Here is a 20,315-nt window from a genome sequence, read left to right on the forward strand (position 1 = left end):
TGAACCGCGCTGCTTCAGCGCTGTGTTGTACGAAGGCCAGTTCCTGGTCTTATACGTCGTAGGGGACCAACTGCTCATAACATCCAGCTATCACGCTGGATTCACGAGATGAATCCCCTCAGGCGATTTGTGCAACAAAGCCCATGCAACCCGATCAACAGCTTGCGAATGTAGCGATCACCTTGCTTCGTGATCTTGCCCAGACGCTCCTTGCCACCGCTGGATTTGTTGATTGGGGTCAGTCCGAGCCAGGCCGCCAGATCGCGCCCGGTCCGGAACTGTTTTGCATCACCGATCGTTGCGACAATCGCTGATGCCGTGATCGGCCCAATGCCAGGCATGCGCATCAATCTACGCGCATCTGCATTCAGCAGAGCATGTTGCTCGATCATCTTCGAATAGCCGTCGATGCGCTCGTTCAGGCCGAGGAACTGATAGCACTGTATGCCGAGCATGCCGTTGGCGATCTCTGGCATGTCCGGGTGATCTCCTGCCAAATGACGCTTTGCAAATGCGGTGACCGCCTCAATTCCGATCGGCAGGATATGTCCAAACTCGCGCAGCAAGCTGCGGATCATATTGGCCATCTGCGTGCGTTGCCGGACGGCAAGATCCCGTGTCCGGTGGATTGAGAGAATGGCTTGCTGTTCCTCCGTCTTGATCTCGACGAAGCGCATGGTGGGGCGTCGAACGGCTTCGCAGATTGCCTCGGCATCAACGGCGTCGCTCTTACCGCGCTTCACGTAGGGTTTGACGTATCCGGCGGGCATGAGCTTCACGTCGTGACCCATTGTGCGCAGCTGACGACCCCAGTGATGGGACGAACCGCAGGTTTCCACACCAACCCTGCACGGTGGAAGCGTCTCAAAGAAACGGAGCAGTTTCGCTCGCTTGATGGCCTTGTTGAAGATAACCCGACCATTCTCCGAAATGCCATGCACTTGAAAAACATCCTTGGCCAAATCCAAGCCGACTGTCTTTACTGTCATTGGGTGGCTCCTTTCCTAGCAGTCGATGATAACTGCTCTTTGGCACATTCGATGCCGGTGGAGCAGGAGCCACCCACCTCATCCGCTTTAACGCACCCGCTGGCCCCGCCGTGCCACAGTGGATGTGTGGCTTGATGTTAAGACAAGCGAGCGGAGATGAGGCTCTGCCTCGGCTTTTTGTCCGGCGACTCGATCGCTTGTATGGCTGCCATGGCCAGAAACGCCCCAGCGTTCTGAACGTCTTCTCTCACAACTTTGATGGCCTCTCGAAAGTGCTGCAGGAACGGCACGGCCTCTTTAGCGAAGATATCCAGATCCTTACCAATCACGCGGCCGGCGCGTTCGGCGCCGACGCTGGCGAATATGGCGGAGGTGGAGGAGGGCGCGATGATGCCGTCAATGTCGGCACGGTTTTGTAGAAAAGCCGCGATGCCCTGTTTGATATCCTCACCGATCACATCGCTAGTGATACCCGGAACGACCTCGAAACTCGCATCGGTTCGCGAAATCACCTCTCTGGCGCCCTTGAGCATGTCCTGCGCGTAGTTCTGGTTCAGGGGCGGTGTCAGCATCGCTATGTTCTTGCGCCCCGAACCTATCAGGTCTTCTACCGCGAGGTGACCGAATGACGTGTTGTCGAAGTCGAAATAGGGGTGCAGGTCGCGCCATTTCGACCGCCCATAAGTGGCAAAGGGAAACTTGCGCTCAAGCAGGTGGGCAACGCGCGGGTCATCGACCTCGATACGGTTCAGGATAAGCGCATCCGCCGACCCGGTTTCCAGGATGTAGCGGACGGGTTGCATCGGATCTTCATCGGGAAAATAGGGAGTGACGATAAGGTGATAGCGGGTGTCCCGCAGCGCGTGCGCTATCGACGAAACAAGCTGTCCGGTATGATCCGTCACTTCATGGTCCGAGCAGAGAACAAGAGAAATTACGTTGGTTTTGCCAGTGCGCAGGCGCAGTCCTGCCCGGTTCGGAATGTAACCGATCTGGGCCGCGATGGCGCGCACCTTCTCTTTGGTCGCCGTCCCGATATCGGGCGCATCGTTGAGCGCGCGCGACACGGTGGGCACCGCCAGCCCCGAAAGCTCGGCAATGGTGCGCAATGTTGGTCGGCTTTTCCCGGATTCGGGCATTGAACAGCTGGCCTTTCTGCTGGTCCCGGCCTTTGCAACTTAGGTTTTGTGCGGCACAGCCCCAGCTTTGTCTCAGACAAATTAGTCCGCTCAGCTGTGAGTGTAAATCCGTTGCAAGAAGTTTCTAAATCGTTATAGTCACGATCTATATCGATTTAGATTGGGAGAAATCAATGAATCGCCTAGCAAAGATGCTTGCTGGAACAATCCTGGCGGGAGCTGGAACAGCCCATGCGGCCGATCTGGAAGTCACGCATTGGTGGACATCCGGGGGAGAGGCCGCTGCCGTTTCTGAATTTGCGAAAGCCTTTAACGAGAACACCGATCATAGCTGGGTTGATGGGGCTATTGCGGGCTCAGGTGGTACAGCGCGTCCGATCATCATCAGTCGCATCATTGGTGGCGATCCGATGGGAGCGACACAGTTGAACCACGGGCGTCAGGCGGAGGAGCTAATCGAGGCGGGGCTGCTGACCGACCTGACCGAACTGGCGGAGCAGGAGGGCTGGAAAGACTTGGTGAACCCGTCCTCGCTGCTGGAGGCTTGCACCTTCGAGGGACGCATTTACTGCGTGCCCGTCAATATTCATTCCTGGCAGTGGATCTGGCTCAGCCATGGGGCATATGAAAGCGCAGGTATTCCGGTTCCCGGCGATTGGAATGAATTTGTTGAAACCGCCCCCAAACTGCAGGAAGCGGGCATTGTGCCACTTGCGATGGGTCAGCAAAGCTGGCAGCAGAACGGTGCGTTCGGTGTCCTGGCGATAGCGATTGCTGGCGTCGATGCCTGGCGTAAAGTCGTCGTAGAGCGCGATGCGGATGCCGCGATGGGCCCGGAGTACCAGCAAGTCTTTGAAGCAATTGAGACGGCCCGCCAACTTGCCGCAGATTCAAATGTGCAAGACTGGAATCAGGCAACCAACATGGTCATCACCGGTAAGGCCGGGGCCCAGATCATGGGGGATTGGGCGCAGGGCGAATTCCAGATTGCTGAACAGGTGGCTGGAGAGGACTACACCTGCTTGCCCGGCCTTGGAATGAACGAGATTCTCGATACTGGCGGCGATGCCTTTTACTTCCCGGTCATCGACGATCCTGAAGTTCAAAAGGCGCAGATGGCACTGGCCTCGACATTGATCGCTCCCGAGGTTCAGGTAGCCTTCAATCTGAAGAAAGGGTCGCTGCCGGTACGCGGTGACATTGATTTGTCTGCCGCAAATGACTGCATGCAGAAGGGATTGGACATTCTCAAGGCCGGTGGTGTTCTGCCCTCGGGTGAGATGAATCTGACACCCGACACCCAGACCCAGATCGAAGACCTGATGGCCGAATTCTGGTCGACCGATATGTCCGCTGCGGATGCGCAAGCCCGCTACGCCGACGTCATCCGCTCCGCCGAATAAAGCGCAGTCACTCGCGCGCCTGTCCGGGGTCATTGCGGCCTCGGGCAGGTGAAATATGCGCAGAAGGAGTTCCATGGCAGACCTGTCCTCATACGAGCCACGCGGCAGTAAGCGCGCGAAGAGACCGGTGTCACTGTTCCGCAATCTCTCGGCCAAGATCGCCTCGATCCCGATGATCCTAACGGCTTTGGTGGTCTTTGTGGGGGGCACTGCCTGGACGGTGGTGCATTCCTTTACCTCCTCCAAACTTCTGCCAAAGCTGAACTTCGTCGGGCTGGATCAGTATGAGCGGCTTTGGACAACGCGTCGCTGGCTGGTGTCGATCGAGAACCTGGCGCTTTATGGTATCCTGTCTCTGGTTTTCACTTTGGTAATCGGCTTTACGCTGGCCGCGCTGCTGGATCGCAAGATCAGGGGCGAAAACATCTTCCGCACGATTTTCCTTTACCCTTTCGCGCTCAGCTTCATTGTGACCGGGTTGGCTTGGCAATGGATATTGAACCCTGATCTGGGTATGCAACATGTGGTGCGCGGGTTGGGCTGGGAAAGCTTCACCTTCAACCCGCTCAACGATCCCGACATCGTGATCTACGGCATTCTGATCGCAGGACTGTGGCAGGGCACGGGGCTGATCATGGTGATCATGCTGGCCGGGCTGCGTGGCATCGACGAAGACATCTGGAAGGCCGCGCGGGTCGACGGGATCGGCACGATCAAAACCTATATCGTGGTGATCATCCCGATGATGCGCCCGGTTTTTGTCACCGCGCTGGTTCTGATCATGAGCGGGATCATCAAGCTTTACGACCTGGTGGTCGCGCTGACCAATGGCGGGCCGGGCATCGCCTCGGAGGTGCCAGCGAAATACGTGATCCAGTACATGTTTCGCGCGCAGAATCTGGGGCAGGGCTTTGCCGCTTCGACAATGATGCTGGTTTCAGTGGCGATCATTCTGATCCCATGGGCCTATCTGGAATTCGGAGGGCGCAAACGTGGTTGACCTGACCTCCTCTCGCTATGTCGAGGGGCCGCGCGGCCCCAAGCCCCGGCGCAGCTTTAGCCGAGCGAATATCTTTCTCTATGGCACGTTGATCGTGGTGTCGGTCTACTATCTGCTGCCGCTCTATGTGATGGTGGTGACCTCGCTCAAGGGCATGCCGGAAATCCGGACCGGAAACATATTTTCGCCGCCGCTTGAGATCACCTTTCAACCTTGGGTCAAGGCCTGGGCGCAGGCCTGTACCGGCATCAATTGCGATGGGCTCAGCCGGGGCTTCTGGAATTCGGTCAAGATCCTGATCCCGTCGATTGTGCTGTCCATCGCGGTGGCCTCGGTCAATGGCTACGCATTGGCGCGGTGGAAATTCAAGGGCTCGGAAGTGTTCTTTACGATCCTGATCGTGGGTGCCTTCATTCCCTATCAGACGATGCTCTACCCGCTCGTGATCATTCTGCGCGAGATCGGGTTGATGGGCGACCTTTCGGGATTGGTCCTGGTGCATACGATCTTCGGCATGCCGATCCTGACACTGTTGTTTCGTAACTATTTCGCCTCAATCCCCGAAGATCTGCACAAGGCTGCACGGGTCGATGGCGCGGGGTTCTGGAGCATCTATTTCCGCATCATGTTGCCGATGTCCCTGCCGATCTTCGTGGTGGCGATCATCCTGCAAGTCACTGGTATATGGAATGATTTCCTGTTCGGTGTGATCTACACTAAGCCTGAAACCTACCCGATGACCGTGCAGCTCAACAACATCGTCAACTCGGTGCAGGGCGTGAAGGAATACAATGTCAACATGGCCGCAACCCTGCTGACCGGCCTTGTTCCACTCGTCATCTACTTTGTCTCCGGCAAGCTGTTCGTGCGTGGTATCGCCGCCGGTGCCGTGAAGGGATAAACATGCATTCTGTCGAAATTCGCGATCTGGATTTGAGCTTTGGCGCCATTGAGGTGCTCAAGGGTCTAAACCTGAATATTGAAGACGGAGAGTTCCTTGTTCTGCTCGGATCGTCGGGATGTGGGAAATCCACATTGCTGAACTGCATCGCCGGGTTGCTGGAAGTCACCGATGGCCAGATTTTCATCAAGGATCGCAACGTGACGTGGGAGGAACCCTCGGACAGAGGCATCGGCATGGTGTTCCAATCCTATGCGCTATATCCGCAGATGACGGTCGAGGGGAACCTGTCTTTCGGGCTGAAAAACGCGCGAATGTCCAAGGACGAGATTGCGAAGCGCGTGGCGCGGGCGGCCGAGATTTTGCAGATCGAACCGCTGCTCAAACGCAAACCCGCAGCTTTGTCGGGCGGGCAACGACAGCGCGTGGCCATTGGCCGGGCGCTTGTGCGGGATGCGGATGTATTCCTGTTCGACGAGCCGCTCAGCAATCTCGACGCCAAACTGCGCGCTGACCTGCGGGTCGAGATCAAGCGCCTGCATCAGCAGCTGAAAAACACGATCATCTATGTGACCCATGACCAGGTCGAAGCCCTGACGCTCGCCGACCGGATTGCGGTTATGAAGGGCGGCCAGATACAGCAATTGGCCTCGCCGACAGAGATCTATAACCGACCAGGCAACCGATATGTGGCTGACTTCGTCGGCTCGCCGGCGATGAATTTCATCGAAGGGCTGCTGATCGAGGATCGGTTCGAAGCCAGGGATCAGGTGCTGTCGCTTAGTGGCTACCCTTTTGCCAAGCAGCCCGGCGGCCCAGCCACTATGGGTATCCGGCCCGAACATGTGGCAACAGCCGCCGCCGCCGAATCTTTACCGTTCAACGCGGATGTCCCGGTTGAAGTCGTTGAGCCGATGGGATCGGACACCCTGGTCTGGACGCGCATTGCGGATGAGCCGTTCCGGGTTCGGCTTGATGGGCAGACCAGCATTCAGCCCGGCGACCGGTTGAAGGTCGGCATCGACCTGTCAAAAGCCTCGTTCTTTGACGCAGAAACCGAGGTGCGCCTTTGAAGGATATCGTCGGTGACAGATCCATTGACCTGACCGGGCCATGGCGGATGCATGACGCAGAGTGTGTGCACGATATCATGATCACGCTTCCGGGCGACGGGATCACCGCATTGCATGCTGCTGGTGCGATCCCTGAGCCGTATTTTGGCCGCAACGAATATGATCTGCGCTGGATCGCCGAGCGGGACTGGGTGTTCGAGCGGCGGTTTCATCTGGAAAACTCCGCATTTTATCTGTGTCTGTCCCAGGTCGACACCGTCGCCGAGATCACGCTGAACGGGACGCTGGTTTTGCAAACCGACAATGTGTTCAGGAGCTATCGCGTCGATGTGTCGGATGCAGCGCGTTCGGGTGAAAACACCCTGCAGATCACGATACGGTCCAGCGTGAAAGAGGGCGCGGCACGCCAAGGGGCGTTGCCTTATCCAGTGCCCAGCCATCCCCGGAATTGTCCGATCCCCAACGGTAACACGCTGCGCAAGGTGCAATGCGATTTTGGCTGGGACTGGAACATCGCGCTGGCCCCGTTCGGCATCTATGGCGAAATGCGGCTGGTGCCCAAGGACACACCCAGCTTTTCACAACTCCAGATCACTCAACGCCATGCTGAGCAGCACGTTACCCTGACCCTTGAGGCGCAGCTTGATGGGGCTGATGAGGCCGATGTGACCTTCGCCGGGGAAATGCAATCCCTCTCATCCGATGCTGCTGGCAGGATCACTGCGGAATTCGTCATCACCAACCCGGAGCTTTGGTGGCCGGCGGGGCTCGGCGCGCAAACCCTGCATGAGTTGACACTCACCTCCGGTCCCACGACCGAGACCCGCAAGATTGGGCTGCGGGAAATAGAACTCATCACCGAGCCAGATGAGATTGGCACCAGCTTCAAACTGCGCGTGAATGGCATTGACGTGTTCTGCCGCGGCGCGAACTGGATACCCGCAGACGCGTTGCCGGGCAGGATCACGCCCGAGAAGACCCGTGATCTGCTGCAATCGGCGGTCGACGCCAACATGAACATGCTGCGCGTCTGGGGCGGCGGACGGTACGAGCCGGCCAGCTTTTACGAGGCCTGCGACGAGTTGGGGCTGATGATCTGGCAGGACGCGATGTTCTCGTGCAACCTCTACCCGGCACATGATGCGTTCTTGAACGCTGTCTACAAAGAGCTCTCCGAACAAGCTGCCCGCCTATCAACCCATGCCTGTCTTGCGCTCTGGTGTGGTGACAATGAACTGGTTGGCGCGCTGGGGTGGTATGAGAAAAGCGTCAAGGATCGCGACCGGTATCTCGTTGCCTATGATCGGCTGAACCGTACGATTGAGCGCGCGATCAAGGACACGCTGGGCGAGGATGTAAACTGGTGGCCATCCTCCCCGTCTCTCGGACCGCTCAATTTCGGCGATGGCTGGCATGACGATCAGGCGGGCGACATGCATTTCTGGTCGGTCTGGCACGAGGGCCGCGATTTCGACCATTACCGAGATGTGGCGCCAAGGTTCTGTAGCGAGTTCGGGTTCCAATCCTACCCGTCGATGGATGTGATCCGCAGCTTCGCCACCGAGCGGGACTTTAACATCGCCTCGCCAGTTCTGGAAAGCCATCAGAAGAACGCAGGCGGCAATGCGCGGATCGCCGAGACCATGTTCCGCTATTTCCGGTTCCCCGAGGGGTTCGAGAACTTCGTCTATCTCAGTCAGGTTCAGCAGGGGCTGGCAATCAAGACCGCCGTGTCGCATTGGCGCGCGCAGAAACCGCGCTGCATGGGCACGCTCTATTGGCAATTGAACGACACGTGGCCGGTGGCGAGCTGGTCTTCGCTGGATTACGGCGGCGGCTGGAAGCTGTTGCATCACATGGCGCGCCGTTTCTATGCACCGGTCGTTGTGACCGTGGTGCCGACGAGTGATGGATACAATTTAGTGGCCGTCAACGATACGGCGGCGCCGGTGAATGTCAGCTTGTCCGTCGCGGCCCTCTGCCTTGATGGCTGCGAGCGACCGGTTGGCAAGGCCAGGGGCGGCATCGCGACAGATGCTGCGGCTAACCTATTGCAAATCCCAAGGACCGAGTTGGCGGCGGATGAACTCCTGATCTATCGCTTGACCTTGCCGGATGGGTCGGTGCAGACCGACCATCACGCGCCGCTGCCCTATAAGTCCTACGATCTGCGGCAAACGGGCCTGCACCTGAAAACACAGCGGGCAGGCGATCAGTTCGAGCTGACGCTGAGTGCCGACCAGCCGGCGTTTTTTGCCAGCGTAGAGGCGGATCAGCCTGGACGCTTTTCTGATAATGCTCTGCTGGTGCTGCCGGGTGCGCCACGGCACCTGATATTTACACCATCGATATCCGAGGCGGCTCCCCAATTCACCCTGCGCGATCTCCACTCGGCCACCTATGGCGAGACCCTAAAAGGATAACTCATGACCGCTTTCGGCTATCAGCTTTATAGTTCCCGGAACTTTCCGCCCCTCACAGCTACGCTGCCCTTGCTGGCTGGGCTTGGGTACGAAGAGATTGAGGGGTACGGGGCGCTATTTCAGGACGCGAACCTGCTGCGCGAGTTACGCGTAGCAATGGACCAAACTGGGTTGCGTATGCCAACCGCCCATTTCGGGGTGGACTTTGTCCGACAATCGCCGACCGAGGTAATCGACCTCTGCCGTCAGATCGGCATCGAGACGGTGTTTTTCCCGTTTCTGATGCCCGAGGACCGGCCGCGGGACCCGCAAGGTTGGGAGGCCTTCGGCAAATCCCTGTCCGAGGTTGGCAAGCCATTGCTGGACGCCGGATTGACCTTTGGCTGGCACAATCATGACTTTGAACTGGCCGATCTCGGCGTGCCGGAGACCCCGCTTGATCTGATTCTGCAAGCCTCGGACAATTTGCTGCTGGAACTGGATGTTGCATGGGTCGCGCAGGGCGGGCGCGATCCGCATGGCTATATCAACCGGTACGGGAACCGGATTCGCGCCGTGCATATCAAGGATATCGCTCCGGATGGTACCTGCGCAGACGAAGACGGTTGGGCCGATGTTGGCCACGGAACGCTGGACTGGGTCGGCCTCTACGCCGCCCTGCAAGAAACCGCAGCACAGCATTTCATCATGGAACACGACAACCCTTCCGATCATGTCCGTTTCGCAACGCGGTCGTTGGCGACCGCCAAGTCATTCGGGGAGGGTCGGTGATGGAGATACTGGGCGTAGGTATTATCGGCGCGGGGAACATTTCGGCTGCGTATCTTCGGCTGGCCCCGCTGTTCCGAGGCTTCACAATCCGTGCGATTGCCGATTTGGATATGAAAGCGGCCACCGCACGCGCGGTGGAGTTCGGGATCCGGGCGGAAACAGTCGACGCCTTGCTGACGGCAGACTATGTTGATGTCGTGGTAAATCTCACGATCCCGGCGGCGCATTTTGAGGTGACCAAAGCAATCCTCAAAGCGGGAAAACACGCATATTCGGAGAAGCCCATAGTTCTGACCAAATCCGAGGGCGAAGCCCTGTCTGCATTGGCCGCAGAGCGCAATCTGCGTGTCGGCGCGGCACCTGATACGTTTCTGGGTGGCAGTCACCAGCAGGCCAGACACCTGATTGATAGCGAGGCCATTGGCAGAGTCGTCTCGGGGTCAGCCTATGTGATGGGCCCAGGTATGGAGCATTGGCACCCCAATCCCGACTTTTTCTTCCTGCCCGGCGCAGGGCCGGTCCTTGATGTGGGGCCGTATTACATCACCAACCTGATAAATCTACTTGGTCCAGTGCGGCGGGTGGTAGCTCTGTCGCAGACGGCATTTACTGCGCGCACAATCACCTCGGAACCGCGCCGCGGGGAAACGGTACCTGTCAAGACGCCGACAACGCTCATGGCGTTGCTGGAATTCGAAAGCGGTGCCGTCATTACACTGGGTGCAAGCTGGGACGTGAAGGCGCATACTCATAGTAATATGGAACTCTACGGCAGCCATGGCTCGCTGCTTTTACCGGACCCGAACTTCTTTGGCGGTGCGCTGAGCATGGCGGGCGAAGATGGCCAGTTTCATTCCATTGACCCCTGGGGCCACCCGTTCGGGGTTCCCAACGAAGATGTCGAGGGTACCAAACCGCGCGCAAACTACCGTTGTGCAGGGCTGGCCGATATGATCGCCAGCCTCCAATCTGACACGCCCCATCGTTGCGCGCTTGAGCTAGCGGTGCATAGTGTTGATGTGATGACGGCAATCTTGAAGTCGGCAGAGAGTGGTGGATTCATCGATATGACTACAACCTGCCAGCGGCCTGCACCGCTGCCGCCAGAACTGGCTTCGAGGATCCTAGAGTTAGAAGGATATTCAGCAAGTTCTGTTTGATCTAATCGGCCTACTCGTCGAGATGTGGCGGGCAATGCAATTTTGAAAACCGGAAAAACGTTGCAGTTAATGGATTTTTTTTGGATGTTGAAACCCTGACGCGCGTTCCTTCGAAAGATCGAACCCGGAAGCGCTGCGTGCGAAGCAGTCAACATTTGTGAGACCGGGACGACATGTCGCTTGAGGAGCCCTTCACTGACCTCAAAATAGAAACGCAATCGTCCGGGTTCTACAAAGGATATAGCCTACCGATTGCCCTGGTCAGCAAACTGTCTGTGTCGCTGTTGGTCCTTTGGGCGCTGGTCTGGCCATTTTCGGCAAATGACACTTTGCGATCATGGAAGTCGGGGTTGTTGATTGAGTTCAACACATTCTACGATGTTTCGGTCGGCCTGTTTGCATTCTTCCTGTTGCTCATCGCGCTCATACCTGCAACCGGTCGAATGCGGCTTGGGGCTGAAGATGAACAGCCCGAATTCTCGAACTTCTCATGGTTTTCGATGATGTTTGGCGCGGGTCTGGGCGTGGGCCTGATGGTCTATGCAACGGCCGAGCCGCTGGGCCTGTGGGAAACAAACCCGCTGACCGTATCCGGTGAAGTTGCGCCCAGGAGCGAGGAGGCGATAGAGGGGGCCTACCGCTACACGTTTCTGCATACCGGCTTCCACGCCTGGGCCATCTACGTGGTCACCGGTCTCAGCCTGGCATATTACGCCTATACTCGCGACATGCCGCTCACGATCCGCGCAGCGTTGACCCCACTACTCGGAGAATATGCCAACGGGGTTGCAGGTCATGTCATCGATATCCTCGGCGTCGTGGCAACGATACTGGGCGTGGCTGTGACGATCGGGTATGGCGTGTCTCAACTGGTGGATGGTGCGTTTCTGATCACTGGCATGCAATGGCTTGTGGACAGTGCCGAAGCCACAGCGAACCCGTCGACCGCCGGGCTGATCGCTGCGCTGGCCCTGGTTATGATGATGTCGACACTGTCAGCTGTTTCCGGGGTAGGGCGCGGCGTCAAATACCTGTCAAATATCAACCTGGTTTTATCTTTGGTGTTGCTGGCGGTCTTTATTGTCTTCGGCTCGTTTTCTTTTGCAGTGACGACCTATGCTGCTGCTTTGGTGGATTACATCGCCAATTTCATCCCGCTGAGTTTTCAGGCTTACAGTCCGATGTCTAAGGCGGAATTCGCGTCCGTTCTGCCTGCCGAGGCGGTACCTTTTGTCGGGGAATTGTTCACGGGCGCAACAGATGCCTGGGGAACGAAAGAGACCTTTCTGGACGGGTTGAGCGCAGATGCCGCCAGTCTCTCCGACGAGACCAAAGCTGTGGCTTATGAGGCGGGCACACAGGGGCGGTTGTTTGAGTGGCAGGCCGGGTGGACGACATTCTACTGGGCGTGGTGGATCGCGTTTTCACCTTTTGTTGGTCTGTTTCTGGCGCGTATCTCCAAGGGACGCACAGTGCGCGAATTCATAATCGGGGCGGTCGTTGCGCCGTCCCTGGTGTGTTTTGCTTGGATGACGATTCTTGGGGGATCGGCCATCGATCTGGAGTTGAATGGAGGGGCCAATGGGGCAATCCTTGCCGCGTCCACGACCGCCACATTGTTCGTCACGCTGGGCGAAATGATCTCGGGTCATTTTTTGACGATCATAAGCATCATGTGTGTCCTGTTGACCATGACATTTCTGGTCACCTCGGCTGATTCCGGCATCCTGGTTATGAACACGATCATGTCCGGTGGATCAGAGGATACCGGCCTGGTGCATCGCGTCATTTGGGGCGTCTTGCTGACGCTGGTCATTGGGACACTGCTGATCGCTGGCGGCGGCGGGTTGGAGGCGCTGACAAACTCGATGATCATCGGCGCATTACCATTCAGCGTTGTTTTGCTGCTCATGTGCGTCTCGCTTGCCAAGGCGATGATCAACGACCTGCGCAGATCGAGTAACGAAGAGCATTCGGACACGTCGTCGAATTGATCGGGTATTGCCGAATTGTTAAGGTTGGCAGGGTTTTTCTTAATCTTTGACGTGTGCTTGTCTTAATCTGTTATCTCTAAGTCTGTTGGGACCGTCAAAGACCTAAGCTGCATCTCGTTCGCGATAACGGATACCTACCTTTGCGGCCACACTGAATAGCAAACGGTTCTAACGCCACGATCCCGCCAAGCAGGCATTGGCATGTTCGGACGTCGAGAGTGCAACGCACTCACAATACAGCCAAAAAAGGGCGCATGATGTTTGACGCACAGGTTTACGCACCGCTTTTTGAACCGATCCGGCTGGGGCCGGTCACTGCAAAGAACCGCTTTTACCAGGTGCCGCATTGTACCGGGCTGGGTCACGTGCGACCACGGGCCGAGGCCGCGCTGCGCCGCGTGAAGGCCGAAGGCGGCTGGGGTGTCGTCTCAACTCAGGAAACCGAGATTCATCCGACCTCGGATTTGTCGCCTTATGCCGAAGGCCGTCTGTGGGACGCGCGAGATGTTCCGGCATTGCGCTTGATGACTGACGCGGTTCACGAACATGGCGCGCTGGCTGCCATTCAACTGGTTCACAACGGCAATCACGCAACGAACCTGCTGTCACGCGCGCCGGTTCTGGCACCTTCGGACATGGCGATCAGCACGGCGCAGCCAAAACAGGCGCGCGCGATGGACAAGGCCGATATCCGTGCGCTTCGGCGCTGGCATAGAGACGCGGCGCTGCGCGCAAAAGAGGCCGGATTCGACATCGTCTATGTCTATGCCGGGCATGGGATGACGCTCGCACAGCACTTCCTGCTGCCGCATATGAACAGCCGCAGCGATGAGTATGGTGGATCATTGGAGAATCGCGTGCGCCTGACCCGCGAATTGTTGGAGGACACGCGCGATGCCGTCGGGGATACTTGCGCGGTCGCCCTCCGCTTTGCCATAGACGAGATGCAGGGCCCCGACGGGATGCAGGCCGCCGAGGAAGGCCGCGCTGTGGTCGAATTGTTGGCCGATCTGCCCGATATCTGGGACGTGAATGTCTCTGACTGGTCCAACGATTCCGCAACCACGCGCTTTCAGCCGCAGGACGGATACCAGAACGAATATCTGTCCTTCGTGAAGCAGATCACCAACAAGCCGGTTGTGGGTGTTGGGCGGCTGACATCGCCGGACATGATGGTTTCGATGCTGCGCAAGGGCATTGTCGATCTGATCGGCGCGGCACGCCCCTCGATTGCTGACCCGTTCATTCCCCGCAAGATTGAGGAAGGGCGCATTGACGAGATTCGCGAATGCATCGGCTGCAACATCTGCGCCGCCTCCGACGCGCTCGGCGTTCCGATCCGCTGCACCCAGAACCCGACAATGGGCGAGGAATGGCGGCGTGGCTGGCATCCCGAATACATTTCACCCCGCAAACGCGAGGCCGAAACACTGGTCGTCGGGGGTGGCCCGGCAGGTCTGGAATGCGCGCTGCAATTGGCGCGGCGCGGCTATGACGTTACGCTGGCCGAGGCAGGTCCTGAGTTCGGCGGCAGAGTCCTGCGTGAGAGCAGACTGCCGGGGCTCGCAGCCTGGTCACGGGTTGCGGATTATCGGCTGAACGAACTGCAGCAGCGCGCCAATGTTCAAATGTTCACCAACAGCGCGCTCGACGCCGCCCAAGTGGCTGAGCTTGGCATCCCGCACGTGTTCCTTGCGACCGGTTCGACATGGCGTTCTGACGGGTTGGGCCGCAACACGCGGCGGCGCCCGCCCCAGATCGCGCCATCGGCCAAGGTCTTTACACCAGACGACATCATGTCGGGCATTGTCCCTGACGGGCCTGTCATGATTTATGACAACGATCATATCTATATCGCTAGTGTCATCGCTGAAAAGCTGGCGCTGACGGGGCGCAAGGTGGTGTTCGTAACACCGGAAAGCCTTGTGTCGAGCTTTTCTGTCAACACACTGGAACAGCATCGCATTCAGGCTCGGTTGATTGAGCTGGACGTTGACGTTCGATGCAATCAAGTGCTGAAAATGGTGGGCGATCAAGGGGCAACCGTGGCCTGCGGTTTTTCGGCACGGCAAAGCGAGATTGACTGCGCCTCTGCCGTGCTTGTCACCGAGCGGCATCGAAACACCACGCTGTTCGAAGCGCTGCAGGGTACGGGTCTGGAAACCCTCGAACTTTTTGGCGACGCGGCGGCTCCGGGACTGATCGCGGATGCCGTCTTTGCCGGCCACCGCGCTGCGCGTGACTTTGAACGCCCTAAATCCGAGGCCGAGCAAGACTGGTTCCGCCGGGAAATCACTGATCTGCGGGAGGACGCGATATGACGGATACATTCGAGACCGGAAAAAACGCCCCTGACACAAGCCGTCGCCGTCGCGGCGGTGGCCGCGCCGCGCGTATCGCGCTGCAAGAGAGCACAACGGGCAACGAAGCAGTGCATGGCGGGCTGGCGGGCGGTCGTTATCGCCCATTGTCGCAGACGGATGTGGAGAACATTCACCGTTCCGCTCTGACCGTGCTGGAACAAACCGGGCTGGCTGATCACTTCCCTGAATTGCTGGACCTCGTTCTGCCGAAGGGCGCCGTTCTAAACGAACACGGCCGTCTGTGTTTTCCGCGCGCGTTGATGGAGGATGTCCTGTCAAACGCAGCCAAGGAGTACTATGTTTTCGCGCGCGGCGAGCGGGCGGGCAAGGACGACATGCACTGCACGGCCGAGAGCGTCTATTTCGCGAATTCCGGCACGGCTGTCACCACATTTGACGCGAAAACAAAGTCTTACCGGCCCTCCGATCTGCGGGATATCTATGACTTCACCCGGCTTGTCGACAAGCTGGACAACATCCACATGCTGGGGGCCACTGTGCTGGCCACCGACGTCCCTGACGATTTCACTCATGACATGAACATGGTCTATGCCATGCTCTCGGCCAGCCAGAAACCGGCCTGTATGGCCTTTCGTGATCGCAGTCACATTCCGCATGCCATCCGGATGTTTGATCTGGCATCCGGTGGCGAAGGTGCTTTCATGAAAAAACCTTCGGTGATCTTTGGCGGCTGCCCTATTGTCTCGCCTCTGCGGATCGGGCGGGAGAACATGGAAATCCTGATCGACACGGCTAAGTTGGGGCTAACCGTCGATCTGGCTGTGCCGCCTCAAGCGGGCGCTACTGCACCGGCGACCTTGGCGGGCACTCTGGTTCAGGCGGTTGCCGAAACTCTGGCCTGTGTCACCATCGCAAACCTGATCTCCCCTGGCTGCCCGGTTAGCTTTGCCGCTTGGCCCTTCATCACGGACCTGCGCAGCGGTTCTTTTACCGGTGGCAGCGGTGAACAGGCTTTGATCGGGGCAGCGGCGGTTCAGATGGGCAACTACTATGGCCTGCCCACATCGGTGGGCGCGGGAATGACCGACGCGAAACTACCTGATGCGCAATACGGGCTGGAAAAGGCGCTCACCTTCGCGCTGGCCGCCCATGCCGGAGCCAACCGGGTCTGCGAATTCGGCGGAATGCTGGGCAGCCTTATGGGGTGCAGCTTTGAAAGTATGGTCATCGACAACGAGGCCGGCGGTATGATCCTGCGCTCGCTGCGCGGTATCGAGGTGACAGATGAGACCATGGCTGTAGATATCATCCATAAATGCGCAATCGAGCCGGGGCATTTCCTGGGAAACCCGCACACGCTTCAGTTCATGAACTCTGAGTTCGTGTATCCGCAATTGATGGATCGCGAACGCACAGACACTTGGGAAAACCAGGGTCGGGTAGATTTGCTTGAGCGGGCAGGAGAGAGCGCCGACGCCATTCTAACGGATCATTTCCCGAATTATTTTGGATCGGCAGACCGGCAGATCCGCGAGGAGTTTCCCATTATCCTGAGTGCAGAAGAAATGCGAACCTTCAGAAGGTGAAGCGGGTTCTGAAAGTGTAGACTCCCGCTGCACGAAATAGATCAGGCAGGACATGCTGCTTTGCGGATGAACCTTCGCAGGTGTGGTAGAGCTTTTCGCTCTGGCATTCCTGCTATCCTATGCCCTGGCAACGCTGGCCTTGTCAGTGTGTGCAGTCCTATTCGCTAGAATCTCCGCCCTTGGCTCCGGCATTTGCCAACATGACCTAGTCACCGGAATCTAGAGTTCACGGCATAGGTTCTGCTGAGTTCGTTGGCAGACCCGTTTGACGGATGCGAGGATTTCGTCGGCGGACTTGACCCATTTAAAGGGTTTGGGGTTTTCATTGTGCGCCTCGATGAAGGCCGCGAGGTCGGCCTCCAGTTCCGCAGTGGAGCGATGCACGCCGCGTTGCAGTTGCTTTCGGATCAGTTCGGCGATCCAGCGCTCCACTTGGTTGATCCAACTCGCCGAGGTTGGGGTGAAGTGGACGTGCCAGTGCGCGCGGCGCGCGAGCCAAGCCTTGATCTTCGGCGTTTTGTGGGTCGCATAGCTGTCCATGACGATGTGCACGTCCAGTCCGGCTGGCATGGCTGTGTCGATCCGTTTGAGGAAATCCAGGAACTCGGTCGCCCGGTGGCGCTTGTAGCATTTCCCGATCACTGCGCCTGTTGCGATATCAAGCGCGGCAAACAGCGAAGGTGTCCCGTGTCGGAAATAGGTGTGGGTTCTGCGCTCGGCGACGCCCGGCGCCATCGGCAGCACCGGCTGCTCTCTGGCCAATTTCTGGATCTGGGATTTTTCGTCCACGCACAACACGATGGCCCGGTTCGGCGGCAACATGTAGAGGCCGACGATGTCCTGCACCTTGTCAACGAACAGCGGATCGGTGGAAAGTTTGAAGGTTTCGCTCCGATGTAGCCGCAGGCCAAAAGCGGTCCAGATCCGGCGGATCGTGGTGTGCGACAGACCTGTCTCGGCAACCATGGAACGGATCGACCAATGGGTGGCGTCCTTCGGGGTGGTGTTTAACGTTCGTTCGATCACCCTGGCCACCTGGGCGTCCGACACTGCGCGCGGCCGACCGGGGCGGTACTCGTCGGTGAGACCCTCGATCCGATCCTTCACGAAACGCCGACGCCACTTGCCAACCGTGTGCTCATGCATACCCAACTGGGCGCCAACTCCCTTACTTTGCAGCCCTTCCGCACAGAGCAGCATCATGCGGCACCGGTCCGAAAGCGATCGCGCCGCCTTTTGCTGCAGAACCTGTGCTTCCAGAAAGGTCCGCTCCTCATCGCTCAGAACCACCTCGTCCGCCACACGCCCCACCACCGCATCACCTCTTGATATCCTTCAGCGAAAGGATACGAACTATGGTTCCGGGTGAATAGAAAAGTGCTGGACACGGTGTCAGACTAGATGACCCTGGACAAAAAAAGGCACGCTGAAATGGTCCAGTTGATCATTCACCAAAAAGGATAATCGTCTGAAGTCACCAACCGTCATTGCCGCGCGCGATCTGCTAAAAAATGTCGATGGGCGTCGATGAAAGGTGGTGTGGCATGGGCAGACCTGACGAAGTTCTTGTATTTTGGTTTAATATTATTAAAAACAGCTTACGTAGAGAGACCTTATGCAAGGTGCGGCCGCAGTGAAATCCCAGACCCCAATCATGCAATTCGGCACGAGCCGTTTTTTGCAGGCTCATGCTGATTTGTTTGTCTCCGAAGCGCGGGCTGAGGGGCAGGATGTAGGGCCGATCTGTGTCGTGCAGTCGTCGGGGGATGCCAGTCGCGCTAAGCGTGTCCAGGCGCTGGCCACTCCGTTCATGGTCAGAATCGAAGGGCTGGAAAACGGCCTGCAACTGAAAAAGGACGTAGAGGTCAGCAGCATCACGAAGGGTTTGTCCACGGCCGAAGACTGGGCGGAGGTATCGCGCATCTTCGTGCATGAGGCCCAGATTGTTCTGTCCAACACTGGCGATGCCGGATTTTCGCCACAGCCTGCGGATGAGGGGGATGTTTTTGATCAGGCGATGTCTTACCCCGCCAAGTTAACACTGCTACTGCGCGCCCGTTTTGAGGCGGGCGGAGCACCGATTCAAATCATGCCGATGGAGCTGGTGTCGGGCAATGGTGAGGTCCTGAAGGCCCGGGTGGTGGAACTGGCCCAAACGGATTCGCCCGCTTTCATCAGATATCTTGAGGATGACGTCCTCTGGGTCAATTCGCTGGTCGACCGGATCGTGTCGCAACCACTTGAACCAGCTGGTGCTGTCGCAGAACCCTACGCTCTGTGGGCGATCGAGGATCAAGGCAGATTGGTCATGCCTTGCGTCCATCCAGCAGTGCAGGGCGTCGAATCGCTGGCCGATATCGAAGCGCTGAAATTGTTTGTATTGAATCTCGGCCATACCGTTTTGGCGGATCGCTGGCTGGCTGCGAGGGGTGCGACGTCAGTCATGGTGCGGCACCTCATGGATACACCTACGGAGCGCGAACACCTACAGACCGTCTACATGGCCGAAGTCCGGCCCGGTTTTAACGCAGCGGGCTTGGCAGAGGATTTTGCGGCATATGTGGCCACGACGCTTGAACGGTTCGCCAATCCGTTTCTGGACCATGCCATCGCCGATATCTCTCAAAACCATCGCATGAAGGTCGACCGGCGCATCGCAGCGTTTCTGAAATTTGCTCGGGACCATGGGGATAACTCCCCCAAGCCCATACTTGAAGACATCTGTGCCCGCTGGACGGATACCAACTGATGACATTTGCAACCAAACAGGTAGGGGCGACCGATCTTCAGGTTACGTCGGTTTCGCTTGGCGGGTCCAGCATCGGCAATATTGGGCGCGAGATCAGCGATGATGACGCGTTTGCGGTCCTGAATCACGCGTGGTCGCAAGGCATCCGCGATATCGATACGCCCCCCCCTATGGGCGCGGACGGTCGGAGGCCCGGATCGGTGCTTGGCTCAAGGGCAAGCCGCGTGACCACTATGTGCTGTCCTCGAAAGTGGGGCGCGTTTTGTCCCCCGGCGAGCCACTGGACGAGGTCGACGGGTTCATCAATCCCCTGCCCAACTCCGTGCGCTATGACTACACCGCCGACGGTATTTTGGAGAGTTTCGAAGGCAGCTGCGAACGCCTCGGCACCGCTGAGATCGAAATCCTTTTCGTCCATGATATCGGTGTCTTCACCCACGGGGTGGAGGCAAATGGGAACCGTTTCGACGACCTTATGGACTCTGGCATGCAGGCGCTCCATGACCTCAAGCAATCGGGCCGGTTCAAGGCGATCGGGTTGGGCGTGAATGAAACGCAAATCTGTCTGGATGTCATGGCGCGTGAGAAGTTGGACGTCATTCTTCTGGCTGGGCGCCTGACCCTTATGGACCGCGATGCCGGAGACGGCCTGTTGCAGGCCTGCGCCGAACAGGGCACAAGCCTTGTCCTGGGAGGTATCTTCAATTCCGGTATCCTTGCCACGGGCCTGAACCCGGCGCTTGGTTCAACTATGAACCGGCACCGGATTGCATCCTGACACGGGCTCGGGACTTGCAAGCGCG

Annotated in this window: 14 protein-coding genes and 1 pseudogene; 12 read left to right on the forward strand and 3 right to left on the reverse strand. The window is 58.0% G+C overall.

Annotation, left to right across the window (positions count from 1 at the left end):
• Nucleotides 1-140: 140 nt before the first annotated feature.
• Both AB1E34_RS09940 and AB1E34_RS09945 read right to left on the reverse strand, forming a co-directional pair.
• Nucleotides 141-989: pseudogene (locus tag AB1E34_RS09940) on the reverse strand (IS110 family RNA-guided transposase); the annotation flags it as partial.
• A 137-nt stretch (nucleotides 990-1,126) separates the two neighbouring features.
• Nucleotides 1,127-2,098, reverse strand: coding sequence for a LacI family transcriptional regulator (locus AB1E34_RS09945; protein WP_372572186.1), 972 nt, complete (start codon nucleotides 2,096-2,098; stop codon nucleotides 1,127-1,129).
• 203 nt (nucleotides 2,099-2,301) lie between these two features.
• Between AB1E34_RS09945 and AB1E34_RS09950 the strand changes: the two genes are divergently transcribed.
• The 10 genes from AB1E34_RS09950 to AB1E34_RS09995 all read left to right on the forward strand — a co-directional run bounded on the left by AB1E34_RS09950 (nucleotide 2,302) and on the right by AB1E34_RS09995 (nucleotide 16,763).
• On the forward strand, nucleotides 2,302-3,531 hold the full coding sequence (locus tag AB1E34_RS09950) for an ABC transporter substrate-binding protein (protein WP_372572187.1): 1,230 nt from the start codon (nucleotides 2,302-2,304) through the stop codon (nucleotides 3,529-3,531).
• 73 nt (nucleotides 3,532-3,604) lie between these two features.
• Complete coding sequence (locus tag AB1E34_RS09955; RefSeq protein WP_372572188.1) at nucleotides 3,605-4,531, forward strand: carbohydrate ABC transporter permease; 927 nt, start codon at nucleotides 3,605-3,607, stop codon at nucleotides 4,529-4,531.
• Nucleotides 4,524-5,432 (forward strand): carbohydrate ABC transporter permease, encoded by a 909-nt coding sequence (locus AB1E34_RS09960; RefSeq protein ID WP_372572189.1) that lies wholly within the window; start codon nucleotides 4,524-4,526, stop codon nucleotides 5,430-5,432. Before AB1E34_RS09955 ends, AB1E34_RS09960 begins: the two co-directional genes overlap by 8 nt.
• A 2-nt stretch (nucleotides 5,433-5,434) precedes the next feature.
• On the forward strand, nucleotides 5,435-6,505 hold the full coding sequence (locus tag AB1E34_RS09965; RefSeq protein ID WP_372572190.1) for an ABC transporter ATP-binding protein: 1,071 nt from the start codon (nucleotides 5,435-5,437) through the stop codon (nucleotides 6,503-6,505).
• A gap of 47 nt (nucleotides 6,506-6,552) precedes the next feature.
• A complete protein-coding gene (locus AB1E34_RS09970; protein WP_372572191.1) occupies nucleotides 6,553-8,928 on the forward strand; it encodes a beta-mannosidase in 2,376 nt (791 codons plus the stop codon).
• 3 nt (nucleotides 8,929-8,931) lie between these two features.
• A complete protein-coding gene (locus AB1E34_RS09975) occupies nucleotides 8,932-9,699 on the forward strand; it encodes a sugar phosphate isomerase/epimerase family protein (RefSeq protein ID WP_372572192.1) in 768 nt (255 codons plus the stop codon).
• The gene (locus tag AB1E34_RS09980; RefSeq protein ID WP_372572193.1) at nucleotides 9,699-10,859 is read left to right on the forward strand and encodes a Gfo/Idh/MocA family protein; all 1,161 of its coding nucleotides are present in this window, start codon (nucleotides 9,699-9,701) and stop codon (nucleotides 10,857-10,859) included. Before AB1E34_RS09975 ends, AB1E34_RS09980 begins: the two co-directional genes overlap by 1 nt.
• A gap of 173 nt (nucleotides 10,860-11,032) precedes the next feature.
• Nucleotides 11,033-12,853: a BCCT family transporter gene (locus tag AB1E34_RS09985; RefSeq protein ID WP_372572194.1), complete on the forward strand. Its 1,821-nt coding sequence runs from the start codon at nucleotides 11,033-11,035 to the stop codon at nucleotides 12,851-12,853.
• A 257-nt stretch (nucleotides 12,854-13,110) separates the two neighbouring features.
• Nucleotides 13,111-15,174 (forward strand): FAD-dependent oxidoreductase, encoded by a 2,064-nt coding sequence (locus tag AB1E34_RS09990; protein WP_372572195.1) that lies wholly within the window; start codon nucleotides 13,111-13,113, stop codon nucleotides 15,172-15,174.
• The gene (locus AB1E34_RS09995; RefSeq protein WP_372572196.1) at nucleotides 15,171-16,763 is read left to right on the forward strand and encodes a trimethylamine methyltransferase family protein; all 1,593 of its coding nucleotides are present in this window, start codon (nucleotides 15,171-15,173) and stop codon (nucleotides 16,761-16,763) included. Before AB1E34_RS09990 ends, AB1E34_RS09995 begins: the two co-directional genes overlap by 4 nt.
• 219 nt (nucleotides 16,764-16,982) lie before the next feature.
• Here the strand turns inward: AB1E34_RS09995 and AB1E34_RS10000 are convergent, their stop codons facing one another.
• Nucleotides 16,983-18,074, reverse strand: a complete 1,092-nt coding sequence (locus AB1E34_RS10000) for an IS630 family transposase (protein ID WP_372572197.1) — start codon at nucleotides 18,072-18,074, stop codon at nucleotides 16,983-16,985.
• Nucleotides 18,075-18,396: 322 nt separating this feature from the next.
• Between AB1E34_RS10000 and AB1E34_RS10005 the strand changes: the two genes are divergently transcribed.
• Nucleotides 18,397-19,512, forward strand: a complete 1,116-nt coding sequence (locus tag AB1E34_RS10005; RefSeq protein WP_372572198.1) for a mannitol dehydrogenase family protein — start codon at nucleotides 18,397-18,399, stop codon at nucleotides 19,510-19,512.
• A 130-nt stretch (nucleotides 19,513-19,642) separates the two neighbouring features.
• The gene (locus AB1E34_RS10010; RefSeq protein WP_372572199.1) at nucleotides 19,643-20,290 is read left to right on the forward strand and encodes an aldo/keto reductase; all 648 of its coding nucleotides are present in this window, start codon (nucleotides 19,643-19,645) and stop codon (nucleotides 20,288-20,290) included.
• Nucleotides 20,291-20,315 lie beyond the last annotated feature (25 nt).

This window comes from Ruegeria jejuensis (assembly GCF_041537905.1).
Taxonomy (GTDB): Bacteria; Pseudomonadota; Alphaproteobacteria; order Rhodobacterales; family Rhodobacteraceae; genus Ruegeria_C.